At 38.0% G+C, this 13,254-nt stretch carries 12 protein-coding genes; 7 read left to right on the top strand and 5 right to left on the bottom strand.

Annotated features, from left to right (window positions below; all coding sequences use genetic code 11):
* Positions 1-7 precede the first annotated feature (7 nt).
* Positions 8-382 carry a DoxX family protein gene (locus tag SJY45_RS04175; RefSeq protein ID WP_400073390.1) on the top strand — a complete coding sequence of 125 codons (375 nt, stop codon included), beginning with the start codon at positions 8-10 and terminating at the stop codon, positions 380-382.
* 1 nt (position 383) lies between these two features.
* Here SJY45_RS04175 and holA read toward each other — a convergent pair whose 3' ends face one another.
* Entirely contained in the window at positions 384-1,385 is a 1,002-nt protein-coding gene (gene holA, locus SJY45_RS04180) for a DNA polymerase III subunit delta (protein ID WP_215440484.1), read from the bottom strand.
* A gap of 26 nt (positions 1,386-1,411) precedes the next feature.
* On the opposite strand from holA, the gene SJY45_RS04185 reads away from it, so the two are divergent.
* The 3 genes from SJY45_RS04185 (at position 1,412) to SJY45_RS04195 (ending at position 3,828) form a co-directional block, all read left to right on the top strand.
* A complete protein-coding gene (locus SJY45_RS04185) occupies positions 1,412-1,858 on the top strand; it encodes a type I restriction enzyme HsdR N-terminal domain-containing protein (protein ID WP_215440485.1) in 447 nt (148 codons plus the stop codon).
* Between the two features lie 12 nt (positions 1,859-1,870).
* Positions 1,871-2,872: a glycosyltransferase family 2 protein gene (locus SJY45_RS04190; RefSeq protein ID WP_400073391.1), complete on the top strand. Its 1,002-nt coding sequence runs from the start codon at positions 1,871-1,873 to the stop codon at positions 2,870-2,872.
* Positions 2,873-2,973: 101 nt separating this feature from the next.
* Entirely contained in the window at positions 2,974-3,828 is an 855-nt protein-coding gene (locus SJY45_RS04195) for an OmpA family protein (RefSeq protein WP_215440487.1), read from the top strand.
* 83 nt (positions 3,829-3,911) lie between these two features.
* Here SJY45_RS04195 and SJY45_RS04200 read toward each other — a convergent pair whose 3' ends face one another.
* Positions 3,912-4,532, bottom strand: a complete 621-nt coding sequence (locus SJY45_RS04200; RefSeq protein ID WP_215440488.1) for an L-threonylcarbamoyladenylate synthase — start codon at positions 4,530-4,532, stop codon at positions 3,912-3,914.
* Positions 4,533-4,718: 186 nt separating this feature from the next.
* On the opposite strand from SJY45_RS04200, the gene SJY45_RS04205 reads away from it, so the two are divergent.
* Positions 4,719-6,644 carry a DUF5018 domain-containing protein gene (locus tag SJY45_RS04205; protein ID WP_400073392.1) on the top strand — a complete coding sequence of 642 codons (1,926 nt, stop codon included), beginning with the start codon at positions 4,719-4,721 and terminating at the stop codon, positions 6,642-6,644.
* 126 nt (positions 6,645-6,770) lie between these two features.
* Here the strand turns inward: SJY45_RS04205 and SJY45_RS04210 are convergent, their stop codons facing one another.
* From SJY45_RS04210 to SJY45_RS04220, 3 genes are all read right to left on the bottom strand, one after another.
* Positions 6,771-9,098: an ATP-dependent helicase gene (locus SJY45_RS04210; RefSeq protein WP_400073393.1), complete on the bottom strand. Its 2,328-nt coding sequence runs from the start codon at positions 9,096-9,098 to the stop codon at positions 6,771-6,773.
* Between the two features lie 195 nt (positions 9,099-9,293).
* Complete coding sequence (gene ychF / locus SJY45_RS04215; protein WP_215912301.1) at positions 9,294-10,388, bottom strand: redox-regulated ATPase YchF; 1,095 nt, start codon at positions 10,386-10,388, stop codon at positions 9,294-9,296.
* A 176-nt stretch (positions 10,389-10,564) separates the two neighbouring features.
* Entirely contained in the window at positions 10,565-10,918 is a 354-nt protein-coding gene (locus SJY45_RS04220; protein WP_215440497.1) for a 4Fe-4S dicluster domain-containing protein, read from the bottom strand.
* Positions 10,919-11,049: 131 nt separating this feature from the next.
* Here SJY45_RS04220 and SJY45_RS04225 point away from each other — a divergent pair, with 131 nt between their 5' ends.
* Both SJY45_RS04225 and serC read left to right on the top strand, forming a co-directional pair.
* Positions 11,050-12,090: an acyl-CoA reductase gene (locus tag SJY45_RS04225; RefSeq protein ID WP_400073394.1), complete on the top strand. Its 1,041-nt coding sequence runs from the start codon at positions 11,050-11,052 to the stop codon at positions 12,088-12,090.
* A 75-nt stretch (positions 12,091-12,165) separates the two neighbouring features.
* On the top strand, positions 12,166-13,230 hold the full coding sequence (gene serC, locus SJY45_RS04230; protein ID WP_215440501.1) for a 3-phosphoserine/phosphohydroxythreonine transaminase: 1,065 nt from the start codon (positions 12,166-12,168) through the stop codon (positions 13,228-13,230).
* The last annotated feature ends 24 nt before the right edge of the window (positions 13,231-13,254 follow it).

Below are 13,254 nucleotides of genomic sequence, written 5' to 3' on the forward strand. Positions count from 1 at the left end.
AAATAACATGTCAAATTCACTTTTGAAAGATATTGGCTTAGCTCTATTACGAATTGCAGCGTCTGCTATGATGGCTGTTCACGGATATGGAAAATTGCAAATGTTGATCAACGGTGTAGAATTTGGCGATCCAATAGGAATGGGCTCCACTCCTTCTTTATTTTTAGCTGTACTAGCAGAATTGGTTTGTCCTATATTAATCATTTTTGGTTTTAAGACCAGATGGGCTGCAATTCCAACGGCAATTACTATGGCTGTTGCTGCATTTGTCGTACATGGTGCGGACCCTTTCCAAAAGAAAGAGCTGGCCCTTATTTATTTTGTGATATTTGTGGCTATTATCTTATTAGGCCCTGGGAAATACAGTGTAGACAAAAGATAGTTTAAATAATCTTTACCAGAAGTTCTTTCAGCAAATCTTCCTGAGAGTTAACATTGGCCCCTACCCCTTTGGCCTTTAAATCCATTTCTCTTAAAGCTGAAACGATACCGCTCACCTTTTTCATAGGATAGTTACGTGCGGCTGTCTGAAATTCGCCCACAAAATAAGGATTAATACGCAAAGCACTTGCTACACTTTTGGGCGAATGATCCTTTAACCCGTGATACTGTAAAAGCTGAGAGAAAAAAGTATGCAACAAAGTAACGGTCAACACAAAAGGGTTGTCTTTTGGATTTTGAGCAAAGTAATTTATAATACGTGTTGCTTTAAGCACATTTCTTTCGCCAATGGCTTTTTTCAGCTCAAAATTGTTATAGTCTTTGCTAATACCAATATGAGCTTCAATTTCGGCAGGCGTAATCTCACTCTGCTTTGGTAATACCAACTGTAACTTTTCTATTTCGTTGTTTATTCTACTTAAATCCGTTCCTAGATATTCAGTAAGTAATATGGCCGCCTTGTGAGAAATACTATATCCCCTGCCCTGCAAGTTTTTCCTTATCCAATCGGAAACTTGGTTTTCGTACAGCTTCTTGCTTTCAAAAAGAACACCTGCCTTTTGTACGGATTTATATAATTTTTTCCGCTTGTCCAGTTTCTTATATTTATAACAAACCACCAATACCGTTGTCATTTGGGGGTTGTCTACATAAGCCGTTAAATTCTCTATGGTGCGCACAAGATGCTGTGCTTCCTTAACGATAACGACTTGACGCTCGGCCATCATAGGATACCGCTTGGCATTTGAAACAATATCATCTATAGTAACGTCCTTACCGTACAGGACCATTTGGTTAAAACCTTTTTCCTCCTCAGCTAGAACATTTTTCTCAATGTACGAGGCAATGGCATCAATATAATAGGGTTCTTCCCCAAATAAAAAATAAATGGGTTTGATTGTACCGTTCTTAATATCGCTAACTATTTGTTTTGCTTCATCCATCCAAAAAAAATCATCAAATTTGCTATATGGAACCCCTTAATTTTCCGGAGTATAAATTCCGATTCAAAAGTAGCGAAAATAACGTGCTTATTTTTGACAGTATACGCAAAAAATTTGTTGTGCTACAACCAGAAGAATGGGTAAGGCAACACGTTGTTAATCATTTGCTCTTTGAGAAAAAGTATCCTATCAGCCTTATAAACGTTGAAAAACAACTCATTATTAATAATATTAAGAAGAGGTACGACATTGTTGTTTTTAACTCTGACGGAAGTATTCATATTTTAGTGGAATGCAAAGCGCCTAAAATTACCATAGACCAAACTACCTTTGATCAAATAGCACGCTATAACCTGCAACTTAAAGCAGATTACCTAATGGTAACCAACGGGCTCAACCATTTTTACTGCAAAATGGATTTTACTTCAGAAAAATATTCGTTTCTCAGGGATATTCCTGATTTTAGCCGTTAATTTGCCATCGTTTTGCGCATTGCCATAGTCATATTAAACTGGAACGGAGAGGTACTTCTTGAAAGATACCTTCCCTCTGTTGTACAGTATTCCCAGGGTGCTGACGTTTATGTTGTAGATAACGCTTCTACTGATGATTCCGTGGCGTTTATAAAAGCAAACTATCCTACTATACAAATTGTTCAGAACAAAGAAAATGGTGGGTTTACCAAAGGGTATAACATTGGACTAAAAAATATAGATGCTGATGTTTATTGTCTTCTAAACTCTGATGTAGAGGTAACCGAAAATTGGTTGCCCCCAATATTGCAAGTTTTTTCGAAAAACAAGGAAGCTGCAATCATACAACCCAAAATTTTGGATATGATGCGTCCAGAATATTTTGAGTACGCCGGAGCGGCAGGGGGCTTTATAGATAAATTGGGATACCCTTTTTGCAGGGGGCGCATATTTCAAGAATTGGAAAAAGACAACGGGCAGTATGATGATGTTCTAGAAATATTTTGGGCCACAGGGGCATGTATGTTCATTAGAAAAGAGGTCTTTTGGTCCGTTAACGGGTTTGATGAACATTATTTTGCCCACCAAGAAGAAATAGACCTATGTTGGAGAGCCAAAAACAAAGGTCACAAGGTATTTTATGTTGGTGCTTCTAAAGTATATCATTTGGGCGGATCTACTTTAAGCAATATGAACCCCAAAAAAACCTATCTGAACTTTAGAAACTCCCTTTTTTCCATAACAAAGAATTTACCTCGGAAAAAAGCCCTGACTATTATAGGATTTCGTCTCTTACTGGACGGAATTGCAGCATTACGTTTCATTTTTCAGTTTAAGTTTAACCACTGCTTTGCAATTCTAAGAGCTCATTTAAGTTTCTATAGGAATTTTGGAAAGATGTATAAAGTGAGGGAAAAAGCTAATTTTATCCCAAAGTATTACCTTACGAAGTCCATAGTATGGCAGCATTTCGTACATCATGTAAAGAATTTTAACGATTTAGTAAAACATTAACTAATTTTACAAATACTAAATTTGGCGATTATCTAATTTTGTCGCTTATTGACACTAATTAAAATCAAATAACAATCATTAAATACTTAGTAACTCTCATTATGAAAAAATTAATTTTAGGCTGTTTAGGAGTGACCTTGTTGTTGTCTTCATGCGTATCACAAAAGAAGTATTCGGATTTAGAATCAAAACATAAAGAAGCACAAGATCTTTTGAATTCCGCAACGGTTAAATTGAACGATTGTTTAGAGGAAAAGGCAACTGCCAGTTCTCGTCTAAAAACATTACAAGACCAAAATTCATTCTTAAAAGCTAACAACCAAGAGTTGATCAATAACATGGGCAACTTAACTACTTTGACCTCAAAAGGTGCTGAAAACCTTGAGAAGTCTTTGGAAAGCTTAAAAGAAAAAGATCTTACTATTCGTAAATTACAAGATGCAATCACTAGAAGAGACTCTGTAAACCTTTCATTGGTTCAGAGCTTAAAAGGTGTGTTGGGTAACTTAGATGACGAAGACATTGAAATCAGCGTTGAAAAAGGTGTTGTCTTTGTTTCTATCTCAGATAAGTTATTATTCAGCAGCGGTAGCTACAATGTTACTAGCAGAGCTAAGGAAATCCTTGGTAAAGTTGCACAGGTTGTGAACAACAAGCCAGATTTTGAATTTATGGTAGAAGGTCATACTGATGATGTACCTTACGGAAGACACGGTGTTCTTTTAGACAACTGGGATTTAAGTGTTAAGCGTGCTACAGCAGTTGTAAGAATTCTTCAAAATGATTACAATGTTGATCCTAAGCGTATGACAGCGGCCGGTAGATCAGAATATGTTCCTGTTTCTACTACTGAAAAATCAAAGAACAGAAGAACTCGTATTGTTGTTCTTCCTAAAATTGATCAGTTCTACAGCATGATCGAAGAAGGCATGAACGATCCTGCCATCAATAACTAAGCAGTTAATATTAGAGATACAAAAACCGCAACTTTAGAAGTTGCGGTTTTTTTTATATCCTTTTTGTAGTTTCGATTAAATATTTAGAAAATATCCAAACTTCCCTTTCCCTCCCTTAAAACAGTAGGTTCCCCGTCTGACAAGTCTATTACCGTAGATGCCACGTTATCTCCATAACCACCGTCAATAACTACATCAACTAAATTATCCCATTTCTCATAAATAAGTTCTGGATCCGTAGTATATTCCAACAAATCGTCATCATCCCTAATAGATGTAGATACAATGGGGTTACCTAGACCTTCTACGAGCGCTTTTGCTATTGAATTATCTGGAACCCTTATACCTACCGTTTTTTTCTTTTTAAAGTCTTTAGGCAGATTAGTATTTCCAGGCAGAATAAATGTGTAAGGGCCCGGAAGCGCTCTTTTCAAAATTTTAAAGGTGGCCGTATCTATTTGCCTGACATAATCCGATAGATTGCTTAAATCAGCACAGATAAAGGACCAATTGGCCTTGGCAAGTTTAATACCTTTAATACGTGCAATTTTCTCCAAGGCCCTAGAATTGGTAATATCACACCCAAGACCATATACCGTATCCGTAGGGTAAATGACCAACCCTCCTTTACGCAAAACATCAACAACCCTCTGTATTTCCTTTGGATTGGGATTTTCCTCATATATTCTTATAAATTCCGCCATAGTCTATCACCTTTCGTTCACTCCGAAATTAATACATTTTTTTTTATCCTATTAGCTATCCTGCTTTACATGAGCGCTCTATTAAAAAGCAGCCAAAATACAGAAAACCGTTGGTCGAATTATTTCAATAAAATCTTTATAACATCGTTCAGGGATTTGACAGATTTACATAAAAAACATAAGTGTATGAAATTTTCCTCCCTAATTGCCCTATCTGCATGTTTTCTGCTATTTTTTGTTTCCTGTTCCAAAGATTCCGATGAGACCGAAGAAACACAATCAAAAAGCGACAAGAATGAACTTCTAGAATTTAGCATAAGTATTCAAGACACAAAAAATCAACTGATAATCAATTCTAACGAAATTCGTCACGCATTCCCTTCTACTGTTGACCTTACGAGTTTAACTCCTGAAATCACCATTTCTGAAAAAGCCACAATTTCTCCAAAATCAGGTGTTGCTCAAGATTTTTCCAAGGAAGTAGTCTATACGGTTACCGCCGAAGACGGGTCTACTAACAGCTATAAGGTTAATCTTAAGAATGAAGACGAAGCAGCAGAAAATACACATGTAGCTTTTAGTTTCACGAATCTGCCTGAAGGTAGAAGTAATTTTAATCATGTTAAACAACCGGAAGCCGAGGCTGACTCTATTCAATTTCGTATTCCGTACCTAAGCAATATTCCTGCGCTGAAGCTTCATCTTAATCTGCCTGAAGGAGCCACTAGTGTTCCTAAGTCTGATGAAACCTTAGATTTTACCAAACCAGTTACTTATACCGTTACTTTTAACTCAGGAGACACTAAAAAATATATTGTTAGCGTAGACAATCGTCTTGATCAGGTTGAATTGCCTCCTTTTAGTATAAATATGTTTGCCGATAAAGCACCTGGCGAAACCATTACTTTTAACGCCTATCCTACTAATCCAGTTTTGGACAGTGTTAAGGTCAATTTGATAAACAGCCATACCCGCGAAAGCATACCGTTAAGTGTTGAAAAAATTGAAAATGTATCCTACAAAAGTGATGCCGTCACAGCAAGGTTGCCGGAATCATATTTAAATGGAAGGTATGAGATTGAAATTTTTATAGAACATGATAATAGCACAGAAACTAATGATAGTGATCTTCGTTTTACCAAAGGAACACCTAATTTTAGCTATGCTAGTGTTAACGGCGAATTGGACAGGGTTATAAGCCGACCTGGCGCTCATATTTCTGCGAATTTATACTTAGATCATTCTCGCTTAGAAGATTACACTTTTAGCCTCAAAAAAGATGGTATAGCATATGAATTTACGAACGCAACCTATAGCTCTGGGTCCGGTAATGAGAGTTTTGTTCTTACCCTTCCTGACCTGGATATTGCAGACGCGCCCAATGGCACCGATTACAAATTTGGTATTCATCTAGATGGAGAAACGTATGAGTACGATCTTATTGACTACTGGGGAGAAGCCATACCAGTGGTTTCCGGAGGAAGTCCAAAAAATACATCTATTAATAAAACCATTTACACAAAAGGTGATATGCTAACCGTTACCGGTGAAAACCTATATTTTGAGAATAAGGGGGAATATATATTTAGAGAACTATCTGAAATTGTTTTAATATCTACGGAAGCTAGCGGAAAAGACCTTTTGTATCGCTTAGGAACAGAATCAACTAGCGAAAATAGCCTGAGCGTTCGGATTCCAGACGAAGTTCAAAGTGGTAGTTATGAACTTAGATTAAGAAATAATCTAATTGGGTACAATAACCATAACGATGCTGAGACCGGTATAGAAATTGAAGTATTACAACCTGCATCAACACATCCTACACTAGTTATTACCGAAGCTATAATAGGGATTAAATCCGATAAAGCATTCTACAAACAAGCAAATATAACGTTCAACCAAAATATTGAAGGGCTACAGGTTAATGAAATTCTTTTTGTAGAAAACTCATTGAGCGTCAAAAACTTCCTTACCCACCCCAACTCAATAGTTACTGGTCAAATAGAAGATCAATACCTAAGTCAAATGGACGATAAAAGTGATGGCAAGGTCTTGGTTACGGATAATGGAGTAACCTATGAAATCCCCTTCTCAATTGTTTTTCAACATTAACATACCTCATTCACATATACATCTATAACAAATAGAAAAGCCCTAAGAATTGACTTTTAGGGCTTTCCTATTTATTCTAAATTACCTCAGGGGATTTAATCTCAATTATCGAAAAATGATTAAGAATTAACCTACCACCTCCAACTTAGCAAAGCGAAGCAACAATTTTTTTATATCTCCTTTTACAAACTGTATTTCAGCTTTTCGGTCATTACCCATTCCTTCAATCTTTAACACTTTACCTTGACCAAAACGCGTATGGTTAACAATACTGCCTTCGGCTAAATTAGGATCTACCGAATTTGTATTGCCTACAGGCGTAGCTAGTTCCGGTTTTAACTTTCTTAACTTCTTAAGCTGACTTTCATTAGGCCCTTTCCGGCTAGGAGGTGTACCCCCCACAGGTTTAACCTGCCGTAACTTACTTTTGTCAACTTCACCAAAAATATCACTGTCCACCAGAGGTTTATACCTATAACCCGTATCTATTGGAGTAAGGTTTTCTACATATTTCTCATCAATCTCCTCAAGAAAACGGCTTGGTTCCGCATCTATTAATTTCCCCCATCTATATCGGTTCTGTGTATAGGTTAGGTAGGCTTGCTTTTCGGCACGCGTAAGTGCTACATAAAACAACCTTCGCTCCTCCTCTAGCTCACTACGGGTATTCATACTCATACCGGAAGGAAAAAGGTCCTCTTCCATCCCAACTATATATACATACGGGAACTCAAGCCCCTTAGCTAGGTGAATTGTCATTAGGGCCACACGGTCATCATCACCTTTATCATTGTCCAAATCTGTAGCCAAGGCTACATCCTCTAGAAACTCACTTATACTTCCCGTGGCATCGGCAATTTCTTTTTGCCCTTCAACAAAATCCTTTATACCGTTCAAAAGCTCTTCTATATTCTCCATCTTACCAATACCTTCCGGCGTCCCGTCCTTTTTAAACTCCAAAAGGAGACCGGACTTTTTGGCAACATGTTCGGCCAGAACGAAAGCATCGGTGGTTTCGTTCATGATTTGAAAACTTTGAATCATGGTCGTAAAATCCTGAAGCTTTCTTTGCGTACCCGCATTGATCTTTAAATTGATTTTGTCCAAATTCTGGATTACCTCAAAAATAGACCGGTTGTAATGATTGGCGGCAACGGTCAATTTGTCCAAAGTGGTTTGCCCAATACCTCTTGCCGGAAAATTAATGATTCGCTTAAGAGCTTCCTCATCTTTAGGGTTTATGACTAAACGCAGGTAACTTAATACATCCTTAATCTCTTTTCTTTGATAGAATGACAGTCCGCCATAGATACGGTACGGAATATCCCGTTTTCTCAAAGCATCTTCAATAGCCCTGGATTGGGAGTTGGTACGGTAAAGTACCGCAAATTCACCATTACCCAATTGTTCGTTCATCTTATGGTCCCAAATGGAACCTGCCACGAACCTGCCTTCTTCGGCATCCGTAGTACTCCTATGTATTTTTATGCTACCCCCATCATCATTGGAAGTCCAAACTACTTTTTCTAACTGCTCTTTATTGTTAGCAATAATGGAGTTGGCAGCGTTTACAATATTCCGGGTAGAGCGGTAATTTTGCTCAAGACGGTACATACCCACATTATCATAATCTTTCTGAAAATTCAGGATATTGCTAATGTTCGCTCCACGGAAAGAATAAATACTCTGCGCATCATCCCCTACCACACAGATATTATGATAGCGATCTGCAAGAGCCTTTACAATTAAATATTGCGAATGGTTGGTATCTTGGTACTCATCTACCAAAATATACCGGAAACGGTCTTGGTACTTGGCCAAAACCTCTGGAAAACGGTTTAAAAGTTCATTGGTACGGAGTAAAAGGTCATCAAAATCCATTGCACCGGCCTTAAAGCACCGGTCTACATAATTTTGGTATATCTCCCCCATTCTTGGGCGTTTGGCCATAGCATCGGCCTCTACTAAATCTGGGTCGTTTAGATACGCCTTAACCGTAATCAAGCTATTTTTAAAGGAAGATATGCGGTTCTGTACTTGTTTGTATTTATAGATATCCTTGTCTAGTCCCATTTCCTTAATAATGGAAGCCAACAAACGCTGTGAATCCTGAGTATCATAAATCGTGAAATTACTTGGAAAGCCAAGTTTGTCCCCATCATACCGTAGCAATTTGGCAAAAACGGAATGAAACGTTCCCATCCAAAGGTTCTTGGTCTCCGATCTACCTGCAATTTTAGCAATACGCTCCTTCATTTCACGTGCCGCCTTATTGGTAAAGGTAAGCGCCAAAATATTAAAGGGGTCTACCCCTTGCTGCATTAAATAAGCAATCCTAAAGGTAAGCACCCTTGTTTTACCGGACCCAGCTCCTGCAATAACCATTAACGGCCCATCTTTATGTAGAACCGGTGCTCTTTGGGCATCGTTCAATTCATCTATAAAATTCTTCAATGTACTAGAGTGTTTTTTAGAGTCGTGAATTTAACCATAAATAGGCTTATCCTAAAATGATGTTGATTTCTTTTATAAACAAGAAGTTCTGTTATCTTCTAAAATTGATAAAGACCACATAAGGCATACCCATGTGGTCTTAAAATCATTGCTGCCCCTAAAGGATTGGCAACATTATTTCTTAATGTCCTAAAACTATACGTTGAACCTAAAGTGCATGACATCGCCATCTTTAACGATGTACTCCTTACCTTCAACACGCATTTTACCGGCTTCTTTTACTTTTGCTTCACTACCATACTGTACGTAGTCATTATACGCAATAACTTCCGCACGAATAAATCCTTTTTCAAAATCGGTATGAATAACACCAGCGGCCTGAGGAGCGGTTGCGCCAACAGGAATGGTCCATGCACGGACTTCCTTAACGCCAGCGGTAAAATAAGTTTCCAAATTCAGTAACTTATAAGCTCCACGTATTAACTTGGCAGAACCTGGCTCGTCCAACCCAAGGTCTTCTAAAAACATTTGGCGTTCTTCATAGGTTTCCAATTCGGTAATATCCGCCTCTGTTCCTACGGCCAACACAATTACCTCTGCATTTTCTTGGGCAACGGCAGCTTTTACTTTTTCCACATAATCGTTTCCTGTAGCGGCAGCACCTTCGTCTACGTTGCAAACGTACATTACGGGCTTGTCCGTTATGAATTGTAATGGTTTTACAAATTCATCTCTTTCATCATCAGAAATATCTATAGCCCGTACAGAAGTTCCGGCTTCTAAGCCTTCTTTTAACTTTAAAAGAACAGCTTCTTCCTTTTGTGCTTCTTTATTTCCGGTTTTTGCAGCGCGTTTTACCTTATCTAATTTCTTCTCAACAGTTTCAAGGTCTTTTAACTGCAGCTCCATATCTATGGTTTCTTTATCCCTAATAGGGTCTACGGAACCATCTACATGAACAATATTATCATCGTTAAAACAACGTAATACATGAAGAATAGCATCGGTTTCACGAATGTTTCCCAGAAACTGGTTTCCCAACCCTTCGCCTTTACTCGCTCCTTTTACCAAACCGGCAATATCCACAATTTCTACAGTTGCCGGTAGAACGCGCTCTGGATCTACTAAGGACTCTAATTTCTGTAATCTAGAGTCGGGTACATTTACAACACCTATATTAGGCTCTATAGTACAAAAGGGGAAATTGGCACTTTGTGCCTTGGCGTTGGAGAGACAATTAAAAAGGGTTGATTTTCCTACGTTTGGCAACCCTACTATACCTGCTTTCATGTATTTTAACGTTAAATTTTAGACGCTATGGATTTGTTCGGTCTTTTATTTTTTCTTTTTCAGGATGCAAAGATAACGTATAAAGCCATATATAGACCCCAAAAGTTAAGAAACAAAAAACCCGGACATAGTCCGGGTTTTCATTTACGATCCTAAGACCAATACGTTTTTACATATTAACCATCTGGGTGCATGAATTTTTGCTTGGCCAAAAGGGTCTCTTCAGACTCTACATGGTCCTCATCCGGCACACAACAGTCTACAGGACATACTGCGGCACATTGGGGTTCTTCATGAAAGCCCATACATTCCGTACATTTATCAGGTGCAATGTAATATATCTCATCACTGATCGGTTCTTGAACTTCATCAGCGTTTACCGCTTTCCCATCAGGAAGCACTACATCGCCCTCTAGAGAAGTCCCGTCATTATAGCGCCATTCATCGGCTCCTTCATAAATTGCAGTATTCGGACATTCCGGCTCGCAAGCTCCACAATTAATACATTCATCCGTTATAACTATTGCCATATTATTCAATTTAAGCTGAACAGGTCTAAAAGCTGTTCGTTATATTTTCATTTCGTATTCAAAAAGAAAAATCAATTCAGTATTCTTACTTTTGCACAAAGGTACTTCGGAATACAATTTTGAACAAATATATGAACGACCATCATAAAACTTTTATTGCATTTGTTAAACTGGGCCACTTTCTTAGAGAGTTTGTTACATTGGAAACACCAAATGACGAATGGTCTCAAAAATTAGAGGAGGCCATTGCGCTGTCCAAACATAAAAATGGTTGGTTTACCCGCGAGAACGTAATCCATGCGTTGGAAAGCTGGGGGCAACTCTTAACGGAAGAAAAACTTTCCGATTGGCTTAAGCCTTACGACCTGGACAAAAACAAGCCTAAAAAAGTAGCGCTTATTATGGCAGGTAATATTCCACTGGTTGGTTTTCATGATTTTATGTCCGTTCTAATTACGGGCAATAAAGTGCTTGCCAAATTATCTTCAAATGACAATGCACTTATTTTATTTATAAAAGATTATCTTATTTCAATTGAACCTTTACTTAAAGATACGATTGAAATTTCAGATGGTAAAATGGAAGGCTTTGATGCCGTTATAGCCACAGGTAGCAACAACACTTCTCGCTATTTTGAGCACTACTTTAGCAAAGTGCCCAATATTATTAGAAAAAACAGAAACTCCATAGCCGTTCTGACAGGAAGGGAATCTAAAGAGCAAATCAACGCCCTAGGTGAAGATATTTTTAGGTATTACGGGTTGGGATGCCGCAGTGTTAGCAAAGTTTTTGTGCCCGAAAACTATGATTTCGCTACGCTTTTTGAGGCTGTCTATTCCTATCATCCGATAATTGAGCACGTAAAATATGCCAACAATTATGATTACAATAAAGCAGTTTACCTGATGTCCGAATTTAAAATACTGGACAATGGTTTCCTCATTTTAAAAGAGGATAAGAGTTATAGCTCCCCTATTGCCTCCTTATTTTATGAGCGTTATGACAGTCTAGACAATTTAAAAGAACGGCTATCACAAGATACGAACGAGTTACAATGTATTGTAGGCGAAGGCATTATTGACTCTGAAATTGCTTTTGGAAACACTCAACAACCTTCTTTGACAGACTATGCGGACAATGTAGATACTGTTGATTTCTTGTTGAGAACGTAATAGAAATTTTTGTTAATAGGGAGTTGCGTTTCCCTTAAATTCAAGACCTTTATCTCTTAATTTTTTACAAACCTTATGAAAAAACATAATTTTAGTGCCGGCCCCTGTATATTACCTCAAGAAGTATTGTTGAAATCTTCTGAAGCATTAATGGATTTTAATGGTTCCGGTCTTTCCCTTATTGAGATATCTCATAGAAGCAAAGACTTTGTAGAAGTAATGGAAAAGGCGCGCAGCTTGGCCCTTGAACTTTTAGGTCTAGAAGGAAAAGGTTATTCCGCTCTTTTTCTTCAAGGAGGTGCCAGTATGGAGTTTCTTATGGTTGCCTATAACTTTCTAGAGAACAAAGCGGGATACCTGAACACAGGCACTTGGAGTGAAAAAGCCATTAAGGAAGCCAAAATATTTGGCGATGTTATTGAAGTTGGCTCTTCAAAGGATAAAAACTTTAATTACATTCCCAAAGGATATACGGTTCCTAACGACTTAGATTACCTTCACCTTACCTCCAACAATACCATTTTTGGAACCCAGGTAAAGGAATTCCCAAGAACCAATGTACCGTTGATATGTGATATGAGTTCCGATATTTTCTCTCGTCAACTTGATTTTTCTCAGTTTGATTTGATTTATGCCGGAGCACAAAAAAATATGGGTCCTGCCGGAACAACCCTTGTGGTCGTAAAAGATGATGTACTTGGAAAGGTATCCAGAAAGATTCCTAGCATGCTAGATTACCAAGTGCATATTTCAAAGGATAGTATGTTCAATACCCCACCTGTATTTGCCGTTTACACCTCTATGCTAACATTGGAGTGGCTTAAAAATTTAGGAGGGATATCCGCTATTGAAGAAGTTAACGAAAAGAAAGCTCGGTTACTGTATTCTGAGATTGATTTAAACCCTGTTTTCAACGGGTTTGCCAACAAGGAGGATCGTTCTAACATGAATGCTACTTTCAATTTAGCCGATGATCGATTAAAAGATACTTTTGACGCACTTTGGAAAGAAGCGGGTATTAACGGCCTTAACGGTCACCGTTCAGTTGGTGGGTACAGAGCATCTATGTACAATGCCCTTTCATTGGAAAGCGTAGGCGTGCTTGTAGATGTAATGAGCGAAATGGAAAGAAAAGGGTAACCTGCCCCAATTCATTAAACATAA

Source organism: Zobellia russellii, assembly GCF_044597075.1.
GTDB classification, from domain to species: Bacteria; Bacteroidota; Bacteroidia; order Flavobacteriales; family Flavobacteriaceae; genus Zobellia; species Zobellia russellii.

Bases quoted from the DNA above. Each gene is read 5' to 3' on its own strand.
- SJY45_RS04175 (WP_400073390.1), top strand. From the start codon at position 8: ATGTCAAATTCACTTTTGAAAGATATTGGCTTAGCTCTATTACGAATT.
- SJY45_RS04200 (WP_215440488.1), bottom strand. From the start codon at position 4,532: ATGGCGGAATTTATAAGAATATATGAGGAAAATCCCAATCCAAAGGAA.
- serC (WP_215440501.1), top strand. From the start codon at position 12,166: ATGAAAAAACATAATTTTAGTGCCGGCCCCTGTATATTACCTCAAGAA.
- SJY45_RS04225 (WP_400073394.1), top strand. From the start codon at position 11,050: ATGAACGACCATCATAAAACTTTTATTGCATTTGTTAAACTGGGCCAC.
- ychF (WP_215912301.1), bottom strand. From the start codon at position 10,388: ATGAAAGCAGGTATAGTAGGGTTGCCAAACGTAGGAAAATCAACCCTT.
- SJY45_RS04205 (WP_400073392.1), top strand. From the start codon at position 4,719: ATGAAATTTTCCTCCCTAATTGCCCTATCTGCATGTTTTCTGCTATTT.
- SJY45_RS04220 (WP_215440497.1), bottom strand. From the start codon at position 10,918: ATGGCAATAGTTATAACGGATGAATGTATTAATTGTGGAGCTTGCGAG.
- holA (WP_215440484.1), bottom strand. From the start codon at position 1,385: ATGGATGAAGCAAAACAAATAGTTAGCGATATTAAGAACGGTACAATC.
- SJY45_RS04185 (WP_215440485.1), top strand. From the start codon at position 1,412: ATGGAACCCCTTAATTTTCCGGAGTATAAATTCCGATTCAAAAGTAGC.
- SJY45_RS04195 (WP_215440487.1), top strand. From the start codon at position 2,974: ATGAAAAAATTAATTTTAGGCTGTTTAGGAGTGACCTTGTTGTTGTCT.